Source organism: Amnibacterium sp. CER49 (assembly GCF_029846255.1).
Classification (GTDB): domain Bacteria; phylum Actinomycetota; class Actinomycetes; order Actinomycetales; family Microbacteriaceae; genus Amnibacterium.
The window spans coordinates 783,011-796,800 of sequence record NZ_JARVWQ010000001.1; the positions used below are offsets into that span (position 1 = coordinate 783,011).

The 13,790-nt window shown below is 74.3% G+C and carries 8 protein-coding genes; 6 read left to right on the forward strand and 2 right to left on the reverse strand.

Annotated features, from left to right (window positions below; translation table 11 throughout):
- The first annotated feature begins 180 nt into the window (after positions 1-180).
- From QDR37_RS03755 to QDR37_RS03780, 6 genes are all read left to right on the forward strand, one after another.
- Positions 181-3,045, forward strand: a complete 2,865-nt coding sequence (locus QDR37_RS03755) for a fibrinogen-like YCDxxxxGGGW domain-containing protein (RefSeq protein WP_279712234.1) — start codon at positions 181-183, stop codon at positions 3,043-3,045.
- 230 nt (positions 3,046-3,275) lie between these two features.
- A complete protein-coding gene (locus tag QDR37_RS03760; RefSeq protein WP_279712235.1) occupies positions 3,276-3,923 on the forward strand; it encodes a hypothetical protein in 648 nt (215 codons plus the stop codon).
- Between the two features lie 68 nt (positions 3,924-3,991).
- Positions 3,992-6,886 carry a fibrinogen-like YCDxxxxGGGW domain-containing protein gene (locus QDR37_RS03765; RefSeq protein ID WP_279712236.1) on the forward strand — a complete coding sequence of 965 codons (2,895 nt, stop codon included), beginning with the start codon at positions 3,992-3,994 and terminating at the stop codon, positions 6,884-6,886.
- Between the two features lie 8 nt (positions 6,887-6,894).
- Positions 6,895-7,659: a CDP-alcohol phosphatidyltransferase family protein gene (locus QDR37_RS03770; protein ID WP_279712237.1), complete on the forward strand. Its 765-nt coding sequence runs from the start codon at positions 6,895-6,897 to the stop codon at positions 7,657-7,659.
- Positions 7,656-8,942 (forward strand): O-antigen ligase domain-containing protein, encoded by a 1,287-nt coding sequence (locus tag QDR37_RS03775; protein ID WP_279712238.1) that lies wholly within the window; start codon positions 7,656-7,658, stop codon positions 8,940-8,942. Before QDR37_RS03770 ends, QDR37_RS03775 begins: the two co-directional genes overlap by 4 nt.
- On the forward strand, positions 8,939-10,486 hold the full coding sequence (locus tag QDR37_RS03780) for a polysaccharide biosynthesis C-terminal domain-containing protein (RefSeq protein ID WP_279712239.1): 1,548 nt from the start codon (positions 8,939-8,941) through the stop codon (positions 10,484-10,486). Before QDR37_RS03775 ends, QDR37_RS03780 begins: the two co-directional genes overlap by 4 nt.
- Before the next feature lie 551 nt (positions 10,487-11,037).
- On the opposite strand, the gene QDR37_RS03785 is transcribed toward QDR37_RS03780, so the two are convergent.
- Positions 11,038-12,291, reverse strand: a complete 1,254-nt coding sequence (locus QDR37_RS03785) for a Wzz/FepE/Etk N-terminal domain-containing protein (RefSeq protein ID WP_279712240.1) — start codon at positions 12,289-12,291, stop codon at positions 11,038-11,040.
- A 128-nt stretch (positions 12,292-12,419) separates the two neighbouring features.
- Complete coding sequence (gene manA, locus QDR37_RS03790; RefSeq protein WP_279712241.1) at positions 12,420-13,754, reverse strand: mannose-6-phosphate isomerase, class I; 1,335 nt, start codon at positions 13,752-13,754, stop codon at positions 12,420-12,422.
- Positions 13,755-13,790: the final 36 nt, after the last annotated feature.

Below are 13,790 nucleotides of genomic sequence, written 5' to 3' on the forward strand. Positions count from 1 at the left end.
GTCCCCGTCGTGGGGATCGCGGCCGGATCCGCGTCCGTGCGACGACGGACCGCCCGCTCCAGCAGCGCCCGCGCACGGAGCGCGGACACCCCGGCCTCCCCACGACCGACCCCTTCCCCCTCGCGGTGGCCCGGCACGCCCGACAGCGCGTCCCGCCCCCGAACCCGACGGAGCCCCACCATGAACCCCCTCCTCCTCCCCCGCCGCGCCGCGGCGGCGGCCGCGGCCGCGATCGCCCTGCTGGGCACCGCCGTCGTGCCCGTCGCCCAGGCCGCGAGCGCCAGCACCCCGGCGCCCGACGGCCGCACCGCCGCGACCGCGGCCGCCTCCTGCTGGGAGATCAAGCAGGGCGACCCGAACGCCGCAGACGGCGTCTACTGGCTGTACACCCCGGCCCTCGGCGCGCCGCAGCAGTTCTACTGCGACGAGACCACCGACGGCGGCGGATGGGTGCTGCTCGGCCGCGGTCGCGAGAACTGGAGCCAGTCCGGCGAGGGCTACGGCGCGCCGGCGGATGTGGCCGCGACGGTCACCGGCCCGGCCGCCTTCGACGCCCGCGAGCTGAGCGCGCGGACCGTGAACGGACTGCTCGACAACGGCGCCGTCTCCGCGCTGCCCGACGGCATCCGCATCCGTCGCGCGGCGAACTCCGCCGGCACGAGCTGGCAGGAGGTGCGCCTCACCCTCGCTTCGCCCCGCACCGACTGGTCGTGGCAGTTCGACGCCTACCAGCGCGTCGCCACCTGGTCGATCGGCGGCGTGAGCGGGACGGGTGGCACCACGAAGAGCTTCGGCAGCGGAAGCGGCCTGGGCGTCGTGCAGACCACGATGACCAGGACGGTCGGTTACGCGTCCGGCTTCGGCTACGGCAGCGCCGTGGTCGGCAGCACCGCACCCACCGACTACCTCTACCAGAGCGCCACCAGCGGCCAGTACGTGCGCCCGTTCGCGCAGGTCTTCCTGCGCCCGAAGCTGCTGAGCGCGAACCTCCTCGCCCCGATCCCGGCCACCGGCACCCCCGCCTCCACCCAGGCGCCGCTGCCGAGCAGCCTCGCCCTGAAGACGGTGGAAGGCGTCACCGGACTCGGCGTCGCGGGAACCGGCATCGAGAACACCGAGGTGTCGGCCTTCACCGAGTCGAACGGCAAGGTGTACGTCGGCGGCAACTTCGACCACGTGCAGCAGAACGCCGCCGGCGCGGGCCGGGTGCAGCAGTCGTACCTCGCCGCCTTCGACGTCACGACGGCGCAGCTCGTGCCCGGCTTCGCGCCCGTGTTCGACAACCAGGTCAAGGCGCTCGCGACCCTGCCCGACGGCCGCATCGTCGCCGGCGGCGACTTCAGCACCGTGAACGGCGTACCCGAGAACGGTCTCGTCGTGCTCGACCCGACGACCGGCGCGGTCGACACGACCTTCACGGGCCGGCTGATCAACGCGCTCTCGACGAGCGGCGGCCAAGCCGTCGTCCGCGCCCTCGACGTGCAGGGCGGCTGGCTCTACGTCGGCGGGTCGTTCACGCACGCCACGGGCGGCAGCGCGACCGCCCAGGTCTACTCGCGGGGCGCCGTGCGGCTCTCCGTCACGAACGGCACGCCGGACAGGACCTGGACCACCGAGTTCGACGGCACGGTCGTGAGCCTCGACGCCTCCGCAGCGGGCGACCGCGTCTACTTCGCCGGGTACTTCGCGAACGACAGGACGACGCCGACCCTCCGCGCCGCGGCCCTCACGACGGCCGGCGCCGCCGTGATCCCGTGGACCGTCGACTTCACCTCGGCGAGCGCGAGCTACCAGCAGGCCGTCCGCGAGGTCGGCGACCGTGTCTGGATCGGCGGCTCCGAGCACATGATCTTCAGCTACAACCGCGCGGACATGCGCGAGGCGAGCACGAACCTCATGTCGAACGAGGGTGGCGACGGGCAGGTGCTCGGCACCGACGGCACCTCCGTCTTCGGCGGCTGCCACTGCTGGCTCGCGGTCTACGAGGGCGCGCACACCCACGTCTGGAACCAGCCCGGCACCGCGTGGACCAAGGTCTCGAAGATCGAGGCGATGGGCGCGTGGAACGCCACCACCGGCGCGTACCAGACGGGCTTCAGCCCCTCGTTCACGAGCCGTGAGGGCGCCGGCGGCTGGGCGGTCTTCACCGACTCGACCGGCGTGACCTGGATGGGCGGGGACTTCACCGCCGCCCGCATGGGCAGCACCACGAAGAGCTGGGTCGGCGGCTTCGCCCGGTTCGCACCGAACGACTCGACCGCCCCGACGAGCCCCACGAACCTCAAGGTCGCGGCCGCCGCCACCGGCGTCTCGGCCTCGTGGACCGGCTCGACGGACTCGGGCGGCAGGGTCGCCTACGAGGTGCTCCGCGACGACCGGGTGATCGCCACGACCACCGCGACGTCGATCACGCTCCCGACCGGTCCCGACGGGGCGAAGTACTTCGTCCGCGCCGTCGACCCCTCGGGCAACCGCTCGGCGAGCACGCCCGCCGCGCAGGTCGCGCTCGTCGTCGCCGGTCAGCCGCTGCCGAGCGGCACGGTGCTCGTCGACTCCGGCTCGACCTGGTCGTACTGGTCGCAGGCGACCGCGCCTGATGGCGGCTGGCAGGCTCCCGCCTACGACGCCTCGACCTGGGCGACGGGCACGGCGGTCCTCGGCTGGGGCACCACGGGGATCACCACCCAGATCCCCGCGCCCGCAACCGGGCGGCCGCTCGCCAGCTGCTTCCGCGGATCGTTCTCGATCCCGGCGGGTGGCGTCCCGGGAACGGGCCTCACGATCACGACCCGCGCGGACGACGGCATCGTCGTCTCCGTCAACGGCACCGAGGTCGGCCGCGCCAACCTGCCCACCGGCACCATCACCGCGACCACCTACGCCCTCTCCGCGCCGAGCACCACGACCGCGGCAGCGAACCCCGTCACCTTCCAGGTGCCCGCCTCGCTGCTCGTCATCGGCACGAACGTGATCACCGCCCAGGTGCAGTCCAACTACAAGAGCACCCCCAACACCAGCTTCGACCTCAAAGCGGTCGTGCAGTGACGACGGGGACGACCTCCCGCCCGCACGCCCTCCCGATCGCCACGCCCGTCCCGGTCGTGGCGGTCCTCCGGCCGCGCTGACCGGTTCCGGCCGCGGTCCCCGTACTGGGGATCGCGGTCGCCGGGGCGTCCGTCCGACGATGGATCACCCACCTCGCGCGGACCCGGCGCCGGCTCTCCCAGGCCGGCGTCCCGCGCGCTCCCCTCCCCTGTGACCCGACAGGTACCCCGATGACCCGCACCCCCTCCTCCCGCGCCCTCAGCGTCACGGCTGCGACCGCGCTCACCCTCACGGTCGGTGCGACCGTGGCGGCCGGCCTCCTGCTGCCCGCGCATCCCGCGCACCGCACCGCGGCCGCACCGCCGGCCCCGACCGCGACGTCCGCTCCCGCGCACACGACGGCACCCGCGCCGCGCACCACCACCGCGCCGCTCCCGGCGAGCACGACGGCGGCGCTCGCGACCCGCACGATCACCACGCGCTCCGCGACCGCGGCCGTCGCCACGTACGTGCAGGCCGTCGACAGCGTCACGCCCGACTCGCTCACCGGCGCGATCACCCCCGTCGTGGCCGGTCAGGCGAAGGCCGAGCTCCAGGCGCAGCAGCTCGAGTTCGAGAGCAACGGCTGGACCGTCCACGGCACGACCCGCGTCGACGGGGTCCGGGTGCTCGGCAGCGACCCGGCCTCGGCGACGCCGACGGCCCGCGTGCAGGCGTGCATCGACTCGAGCGACGTCACCCTGCTCGACGCGCACGGGAAGCCGGTCGTCGCACACCCGCAGGCCGTGCGGCGCGCGCTGAACCTCTACTCGCTCGCCTACACGGACGGCACCTGGCACATCGTCGCGCACTCCTTCCCCGCCGACCCGAGCTGCTGACCCCCGATCCCCTCGCCCCCGGCCCGGCGACTCCCCCGCCTCCTCCTGCACCCGACGGAGCCCTCCCGATGACGTCCCTCTCCCCCCGACGTGCCGCGACCGCGGCCGGCGCGGCGATCGCCCTGCTCGGCACGGCGCTCGCACCGGCCCTGCAGTCCGCGAGCGCCGCGACGCCGCTGCCCGACGGGCTGTCGGCCGCGACCGCCGCCGCCTCCTGCTGGGAGGTGAAGCAGAACGTGCCCTCCTCGCCCGACGGCGTCTACTGGCTCGAGACCCCCGCCCTCGGCGCGCCCCAGCAGTTCTACTGCGACCAGACCACGGATGGCGGCGGCTGGGTGCTCATCGGCCGCGGGCGCGACAACTGGACCCAGTCCGAGCTGGGGTACGGCACCGCGTCGGACGTCCGCAGCACCATCACCGGACCCGCCGCGTTCAGCGCCCGCGAGCTGAGCACCGCGACCGTCGACGCCCTGCTGAACGGGCAGCCCGTGTCCGCGCTGCCGGACGGCGTCCGCATCCGCCGCGCGATGGACTCGGCCGGCACGAGCTGGCAGGAGGTGCGCTTCACCTTCGCGTCCCCGCGCACCGACTGGTCCTGGCAGTTCGACGACGTGCAGCGCCTCAACACCTGGCGGTTCCAGACGACGAGCGGCACGGTGAGCGGCACCGGCGGCACCACCGAGTCCTTCGGCAGCGACCTGACCTACAACCACGTGTCGACGCAGACGGTCAACCATGCCGCCAACTGGAACAGCGCCGCCCGCTACGACGGCTGGGCGACCGGCTTCGGCTACGGCCCGAACGTGAAGGGCAGCGCGGCCGCGACCGACTACCTGTACCAGGCCACCACCGGCTACGTGCGTCCCTTCGCGCAGATGTACCTGCGGCCGAAGCTCGTGAGCTCGGCCGTGTTCACCACCATCCCGGACTCCGGCACGCAGGCCTCCGCGCAGGCGCCGCTCGCGAGCAGCCTCGCGATGAAGACGGTCGAGGGCGTCAGCGGCCTCGGCGCGCAGGGCACCGGCATCGAGAACACCGAGGTGTCGGCCTTCACCGAGTCGAACGGCAAGGTGTACGTCGGCGGCAACTTCGACCACGTGCAGCAGAACGCCACGGGCGCGGGCACGGTGCAGCAGTCGTACCTCGCCGCGTTCGACGTGAGGACCGGCCAGCTCGTGCCGGGCTTCGCACCGAAGCTCGACGGGCAGGTCAAGGCGCTCGCCACGCTGCCCGACGGCCGCATCGTGGCCGGCGGCTGGTTCAGCACCGTGAACGGCGTCCCGAGGAACGGCTTCGTCGTGCTGAACCCCACCACGGGGGCGATCGACACCACCTTCACGGGCCGGCTGACCAACGCGCTGTCCACGAGCGCCGGCAAGGTGATCGTCCGCTCGCTCGACGTCCAGAACGGCTGGCTCTACGTCGGCGGCGCCTTCACGCACGCCACGGGCGGCAGCACGACCGCGCAGGTCTACTCCCGCTCCGCGGTGCGCATGTCCGTGACGAACGGCACGCCCGACCCCAGGTGGACCGTCGCCTTCGACGGCACCGTCGTCTCGCTCGACGCCTCGGCGCTGGGCGACCGCGTCTACTTCGCCGGCTACTTCGCCAACGACAAGACCACGCCCACGGTGCGCGGTGCCGCGATCAGCACCACGGACGCCTCGGTCATCCCGTGGTCCCTCCGGTTCACCGACCCGACCAACTACCAGCAGGCCGTCCGCGAGGTCGGCGGCCGGGTGTGGATCGGCGGCAGCCAGCACGAGATCATGAGCTACAACCGCGCAGGTCTGGGCCTCGCCTCCACGAACGTGACGTCGATGGAGGGCGGCGACGGGCAGGTCATCGCCACCGACGGCAGCAACGTCTACGGCGGCTGCCACTGCTGGCTCGGCGTGTACGAGAACACGCAGACCACCGACTTCCACAGGGTCACCGACTTCACCCGGGCGTCGAAGATCGAGGCGCTCGGCGCCTGGAACGCGGCGACCGGCGTCTACGAACCGGCCTTCAGCCCCTCGTTCACGAGCCGCGAGGGCGCCGGCGCCTGGGCGACCTTCACCGACTCGACCGGCGTCACCTGGGTCGGCGGCGACTTCACCGGGGCCCGCATGGGCGCCTACGGGAAGAGCTGGGTCGGCGGCTACGCCCGGTTCGCACCGAACGACTCGACCGCGCCGACCACGCCGGCGAACCTCAAGGTCGCGGCGTCGACCACGGGCGTCTCCGCCTCCTGGACGGCCTCGACGGACAGCGGCGGCACGGTCACGTACGAGGTGCTCCGCGACGACCGGGTGATCGCCACGACCACCGCGACGTCGATCACGCTCCCGACCGGTCCCGACGGGGCGAAGTACTTCGTCCGCGCCGTCGACCCGTCGGGCAACCGCTCGGCGAGCACCCCGGCCGCGCAGGTCGCGCTCGTCGTCGCCGGTCAGCCGCTGCCCAGCGGCACGGTGCTCGTCGACTCCGGCTCGACCTGGTCGTACTGGTCGCAGGCCACGGCCCCCGCGGCCGACTGGCAGACGCCCGGCTACGACGCGTCCACCTGGCCGACCGGCACGGCCGTGCTCGGCTGGGGCCCGACCGGGATCACCACCCAGCTCCCGGCGCTCAGCGCGGGCGGCCACCCGCTCGGGAGCTCCTTCCGCGGCTCCTTCACCATCCCCGCCGGCAGCGTGCCGACGACCGGGCTGAACCTCACGACCCGCGCGGACGACGGCATCGTCGTCTCCGTCAACGGCACCGAGGTCGGCCGCGCCAACCTGCCCACCGGCACCATCACCGCGACCACCTACGCCCTCTCCGCGCCGAGCACCACGACCGCGGCAGCGAACCCCGTCACCTTCCAGGTGCCCGCCTCGCTGCTCGTCACCGGCACGAACGTGATCACCGCCCAGGTGCAGTCCAACTACAAGAGCACCCCCAACACCAGCTTCGACCTCAAAGCGGTCGTGCAGTGAGGACCGAGATGACACTCCCCGCCCCGATGCTCCTCCCGGCCCGGTCCGGGGGCGCCCGTCCCCGGATCGGGGTCCGGGAGGCCCTCGCCGAGCTCCGCGCCGTGCAGAAGCCGGGCAGCGGGTTCCCCGCGTACACCCGCTGGGTGAACCGGCGGCTGGCCCGCTACCCCGCGGCCCTGTTCGCGTCGTGGGGCCTCGGCCCGAACGCGGTCACCGCGGCGAGCGCGGTCAGCTCGGCCGCCGCCATCGCGCTCGTCGTCGCGGCCCCGGCCTCGGCCGTTCCCGCGGTGGCCGCCGGGGTGCTGCTCGCCCTCGGCTACGTGCTCGACTCCGCCGACGGGCAGGTCGCGCGCCTCACCGGCCGCGGCAGCATCGCCGGCGAGTGGCTCGACCACGTGGTCGACGCGATCCGCACGCCCGCGATCCACCTCGCGGTGCTCGTCGGGCTCGCCCGTCAGGGCGCGCCCGCGTGGCTCGAGGTCGTCGCGCTGCTCTACTGCGTCGTCGCGGTCGGGCAGTTCATGAGCCAGATCCTCGCCGAGCAGCTGAGCGGCCGGCAGCACCGCGCTCCCGCGGGCCGCGGCGGCGTGAAGCAGTCGTTCCTCACCCTGCCGACCGACTCGGGCGTGCTCTGCTGGAGCCTCGTGCTCTGGGGCGCGCCGGCGCTCTTCGGCATGGTCTACACGGCGCTGCTCGCCGCGAACGCCCTGCACGCGGCCGCCTCGATGCGCCGCAAGTACTCGCACCTCGTCGCGCTCGGGCGCGCGTCGTGACCGCCCTCGCTCCGGCCGCGGTGCGGCCGCACCGGGCGCCCGAGCCCGCCGCTGCTCGCGGCGTGCTGCCGGCGTGGCCGCTGCAGCTGATGATCGTCGGCTACCCGGTCGAGTGGGCGCTCGGCGCCACCGCGTTCGGGTCGATCCTGCTCGCGCTCGTCATGGCGGTCTACCTCGCCGTCCGCGGCCGCGTGCGGATCGTCCCGGGCCTGCTGCCGTGGTTCCTGCTGCTCGCCTGGGTGCTCGCGTGCGCCGTCGGCCTGCACTCCGGCAACCAGGCGATCGGCTACGTGCAGCGCTTCGGCGACCTCGCCGCCGCCGGCGTCGCCGCGCTCTACTACGTGAACGCGCGGGAGCGGATCCCCGCCGCCCGCGTGCTCTCCTCGTTCGTGCTGCTCTGGATCGCGATCGTCGTGCTCGGCATCGCCGCGATCCGCTTCCCGGACGTGCACCTCACCACGCCGATGAGCCACCTCGTGCCCGCGTCGCTGCAGAGCAACAGCCTCGTGCAGCAGCTGCTCCACCCGCCGCTCGCCGAGGTGCAGCACCCGTGGGGCGCGACGCATCCGTTCGATCGGCCCGCGGCGCCGTTCCCCTACGCGAACAGCTGGGGCGCCGCCTACGCGATCCTCACGCCCGTCGTGCTCGCCTACCTCGCGCTGCGGCCCCGGCGCTGGAAGGTCGTCGCGCTCGTCGGGCTGCTCGTCGTGTCGCTCTGGCCCGCCATCCAGACGAGCAACCGGGGCATGTTCCTCGGCCTCGCCATCGGCATCGCCTACGTCGTCGCGCGGCTCGCGCTCCGCGGCCGGCTGCTCGTCGCGGTCGGGGCGGTCGGCACCGCGCTCGCCGCCGCGGGCTACCTCGTGGCATCCGGCTCGCTCGCCGCGATCCTCGGCCGGCAGCAGTACAGCGACAGCACCGCCACCCGCAGCGACATCTACCTCGGCACGTTCCGGGCGACGCTCGAGTCGCCGTTCCTCGGCTGGGCGAGCCCGCAGACCGACAGCGCGATCGGCTACCCGCTCGGCAGCCAGGGCCTCGCCTGGACCCTCATGTACTCGTACGGGTTCGTGGGCCTCGGCCTGTTCCTCGTCTTCCTCGTCGGCGCGATCGTCCGCACCGGCCGGGCGCCCGGCACCGCCTCGCTCTGGCTGCACTCCGTGCTCGTCGCGCTGGTGCCCGTGATGTGGTTCTACGGCCTCGGCACGATCCAGACGATCGCGATCGCGGTGATCGCCGGGGTGCTGCTCCGTGCCCGCGCCACGGGCGAGGTGCTCCGATGAGCCGCCGGCCCGAGGGGCTCGTGCAGGCGGGCGGCACCACCTTCGGCGGCATCGTCGTCGGCGCCGCCGCGACGCTGCTCCTCGCGAAGGTCGTCGGCAACGGCCTCGGCGCCGCGGGCACCGGCCTCTTCTTCCAGGCCATCGCGCTGTTCGCGATCGTGTCGAACGCGCTGCAGCTCGGCGCGGACACCGCCCTCGTGCGGACCCTCTCGCGGCAGATCGCGCTCGGTGAGCGCGGGGGCATCCGCGCCACGGTGCGGAGCGCCGTCGTGCCGGTCGCCGTCGTGGGCGCGCTCGTCACCGGGATGGTGCTCCTCGCGGCCGAGCCGCTCGCCACCCTCGTCGCGCCGCAGGACCCGGCCTACGCCGTCGGGGTGCTGCGCATCATGGCCCCGTTCCTCGCCGCGGGCGCGCTGCTCGCGGTGCTGCTCGGCGCGACCCGCGGCCTCGGCTCAACGGTGCCCTACACGCTGCTGCAGAACATCGGCCTGCCCGTCGCCCGCCTCGCCGTCGTCGCGCTCGCCATGACCGCGGGCCTGCCCGTGCAGGTGGTGGCGGGCGCGTGGGCCGCACCGCTCGTCATCGTCACGGCGGTCGCTGCGCTGCTGACCGTCCGCGCCGTGCGCAGCGCCTCCGCGGTCGCCGCGACCGCGCCCGTCGACCTGCCCGCGGTCCGCCGCGCCTTCTGGGGCTTCGCTCTGCCGCGCGGCGCGTCGACCCTGATCGAGCGGATGCTCGACTGGACCGGCGTGCTGCTCGTGCTCGCGATGGCCGGCCCCGTCGCCGGCGGCATCTACGCGGTCGTCAACCGCTGCGTGAGCGCCGGCACGATGATCGACCAGGCCGCCCGCATCGTGGTCGGACCGCGCATCAGCCGGGCGCTCGCCGTGCAGGACCGCACCGAGGCGTCCGCGCTGTTCCTCGACGTCACGCGCGCCATCGTCGCGGTGAGCTGGCCGTTCTACCTGCTCCTCGCCGTGTTCGCGCCCGCCGTGCTGTCGATCTTCGGCAGGGAGTTCCGCGCCGGCGCGCTGCCGCTCGCGCTCGTGGCGATCGCGATGATGCTCGCGACCACCGCCGGCATGGTGCAGAGCATCCTGCTGATGGGCGGCCGCAGCTCGTGGCAGCTCGGGAACCGGCTCGTGCAGCTCGCGACGCTCACGGTCGTGACCGCGCTGCTCGTGCCGCCGCTCGGCCTCACCGGCGCCGCGATCGGCTGGATGGCCTCCATCGTCGTCGACACCGTGCTCGCGGCCGTGCAGGTGGGCGTGAAGCTCGGCATCCGCAGCTCGCCGCGGCGCATCGCGCTGCCCGCGCTGCTCGCGCTCGTCGTCTTCGCGGGCGGCGGGTCGCTCGCGGCCGCGCTGCTCGGGCAGAGCGTCCCGGTGCTCGTGCTCGCCGCGACGGCGCTCGGCCTCGTCTATCTCGGGCTGCTGGTGGCGCTGCGCTCCCGGCTCGGCTTCGGCGCCCTGCTGCCGAAGCGGAAGACGGCGGCGGCTACCGGAGTCGCGGTCGCGATCGCGGAGCCCGTCGCGGCCCGCTAGCCCCCGCGGTCGATCGCCGCGTCCCGTCCTGCTGCAGGGCGGGACGCGGCGTCGTCGTGCCCCCGCCAGGCACCGCCGTACCGCGTGTAGGTACTTCGCCCTCGTGTAGGTGGGGATGCCGCGTGTCGCACCTACACGAGGGCGGATCACCTACGCCAGGTATCCGGCGACGCGAACGGGGCCGCGGCTCGGGAGGCACCGACGCGGCCAGGAGCCACGGTGGCCAGGAGCCACGTCGCCCTCCTGGAACCGCGTGTCGGTAGTCCGGGCGCAGGTGGAGGGCGCGCGTGTCGCACCGCCACGGGAGCGGATCACCGAGACGCGGCATCGGCATCGGCATCGGCATCGGCCGTAGCCCGAGCGCCGGGCGGGGCCTGCGCAAGTCGCTCCCCGGATGCAGGTTCCTCGCGCGGCTGCCGGGCCTGCGGCCCCGTGTCGCACCTGCACCCGGGTGCATCCCCTGCAAGCGGCGCGGGAGGCGAACGGGCAGCGCCCGTGAACGACGAAGCGGCCCCGGTCCGTCGAGGACCGGGGCCGCTTCGGGAGAGCGATCAGGCGGAGGGCGCCACCACGGGCTTCCGCACCCGGCGGGCGCGCGTGGCGGGACGTCCGGCCGAGCGGTTCAGGAACACCGGCACGACACGGACCGGGCCCCCGCTGCGCAGCGCGCGGGCGAGGCCGCGCAGGTCGCGGACACGGGCGGACGCGTCGCCGACGACGAGGACCGCGTCGGAGGCGTCGCCGAGCACGGCGAGGCGGGTGACGGAGGTCACGTGACGGGCATCGAGGAGCACGATCTCGTCGCTCGGCTGAGGCACGAAGCCGAAGCGGCCGTCGAGCTGCTCGGCCGGCAGGTGGTCCGCGCCGACGACGCGCACCCGCTGACCGGTCCGCAGCGCGTAGTCCGCGATGTGGTCGAGCAGCGCGTCCGCGGAGCCGGAGGCGGCGGTCACGGCCACGACGACGGGCTCCTCGCCGGCGGAGCGGCGCACGGCGCGCAGCACCGCCCGGGCGGTCTCGTCGTCGTCGTCCCGCAGCTCGACCGTCTCGGCGCCGAGCACGTCGCCGAAGCGGCGCCCGAAGCGGACGCGGCGGTCGACGAGGTCGCGGAGCAGCGCGGCGAGCGCGCCGAGCAGCAGGCCGCCGACGAGTCCGCCGACGACGAAGGACTGCAGCCCCTGCGACGACGGCGCCGAGGGCGCCACGGCGGCGCCGATGACGCGGGCCGTGCCGTCACCGACGTGCTGGAGCGCGGTCCGCTGCGCCTTCAGGCCCGTCAGGGTCTTCAGGTAGGTCGGGTCCGTCGCCGCGATCTGCACGTCGATCGACGCGAGCGTCGACTGCGCGGCCTGCTGCGCGGACTGCGCCCGGAAGGTGAGGTAGGCCGAGGCGAGCGCGTTGGCCCAGGTGGCGGCATGACGCGGGTCGTTCGCGTCGACGGTCACCTGCAGGACGTCGGAGCCCTGCGGCGCGGCCACGGAGGTCGACCGCACGAGCGTGGACGCGTCCACGGAGCCGTGCAGCGCGGCGGACGCCAGGTCGGCGACCTGCCGGGAGCCGAGCGCGGCCTGCTCGGTGCTGATGTTCACGTCCTGCGTGTACCAGGTCCCGGCGGCGGTCGCGAACCGGATGGGCGACACCGCCACCGACGCGGTGGCGCTGTACGAGGCGGGGGTGGTGAGGCCGGCGGCGAGGGCACCGCCGAGGACGACGGCGGTGACGCCGAGCACGGTCGGCCAGCGACGGCCGACGCGTACCAGCAGGTGCGACAGATCGACCGTGCGGTCGGGGGTCGCTTCGATCACGGGGACTCCTGAGCGCCCGGGAAGCAGGGAAGAGCGCGGCGGTGCCCGGGTTCACACAGCCGTCACGAGGGGTGGGTGCCCCGATCCTCGCCCCTCCGCGGCCGCTGCAGCAGGTCCCCCTTCGGGGTTCAGGGCGTGGTCGTCACGTAGGCGACCCCGGAGCCGCTGAAGACGAGGTCGCCCTCGTCGGGCGTCACGAAGGCGGCGTCGCCGCGGGCGAGGTTCGCCTGCATCGTCGCGCCCTGCAGCGTGATGCCGCCGGTGAGGGTGAGCACGATCGCCGGCCCGGTGAGCCGGAACGAGGTGCGCTCGGGCCCCGCGAGCCGGTAGCCGTGCACCTCGGCGGCGTCGCCCAGAGCGACCTCGGCGAGCACGAAGTCGTCGGAGTCGACGCGCCACACGCGGACCCCCTCGACGGGCGAGTCCGGGTGCGAGAGCGGCACCGGCTCGGCCTGGAAGCGGGTGACGGCGAGCAGCTCGTCGACGTCGATGTGCTTGCTCGTCAGGCCGCCGCGGAGCACGTTGTCGCTCTGCGTCATGACCTCGATGCCGACGCCCTCGAGGTAGGCGTGGATGCTGCCCGCCGGCAGGAACATCGCCTGCCCCTGCGCGAGGGTGATGCGGTTCAGCAGCAGGGCGAGGACGATGCCCGGGTCGCCGGGGTGCTCGTCGGCGAGCTTCGCGACGGTGTCGAACTCGCGCCGGAAGCTCGAGGTCGCCGACGCGCGCGCCGCGGCGCCGACGATCGCCGGCACGAGCCGCGCGACGTCGCTCCCCCCGCGCAGCAGCCACTCGACGGCGTCGCGCAGCGGGTTGCCCGACGCCGCGTGATCCGGTGCGGTGACCCCGGAGTCGGGCATGCCGGTGGCGTTCACGTCCATCGAGCTGCCGGTGGAGCCCGCCTGACCCGGATCACCGGCGGCGAGCCGATCGGCGAGCGCTCCGATCGCGTCGGCGTCGTCGCCGTCGGCTGCGAACGACTGCAGCTCGGCGAGCAGCAGTCGCGCCTCGCTCACGTGCCGGAACCCCGCGAGCGCCTCGAACGCCGGCGAGAGGGCGAGGATCAGCTCGGGCTTCGCGGAGTCGTCCCGGTAGTTGCGCTCCGGCGCGTCGAGCGCGACGCCGGCCTCGTTCTCCCGCGCGAACCCGGCGCGTGCCTGCTCGGGGTCCGGGTGCACCTGCAGCGAGAGGGCATGGTCGGCGGCGAGCACCTTCATGAGGAACGGCAGCCGCGTGCGGCCCGGGCCGACGAACGCCTCGGGCTCGGCGGCGAGGACCTCGTCGAGGTGCCGGCCGGCGAGCGCCGGCGCCGAGTCGGTGATCTCGCTCGGCGAGCCCGGGTGCGCACCGAGCCAGTACTCCGCCTCGGGGGCACCCGACGGCCGCCGACCGAGCAGCTCGGCGATCGCGGAGGTCGAGCCCCAGGCGTAGTCGCGAGGGGTGTTGGTGAGACCGACGATCATGGACGGCTCCTTCAGCTCGGTCGGGGTCGACGACCG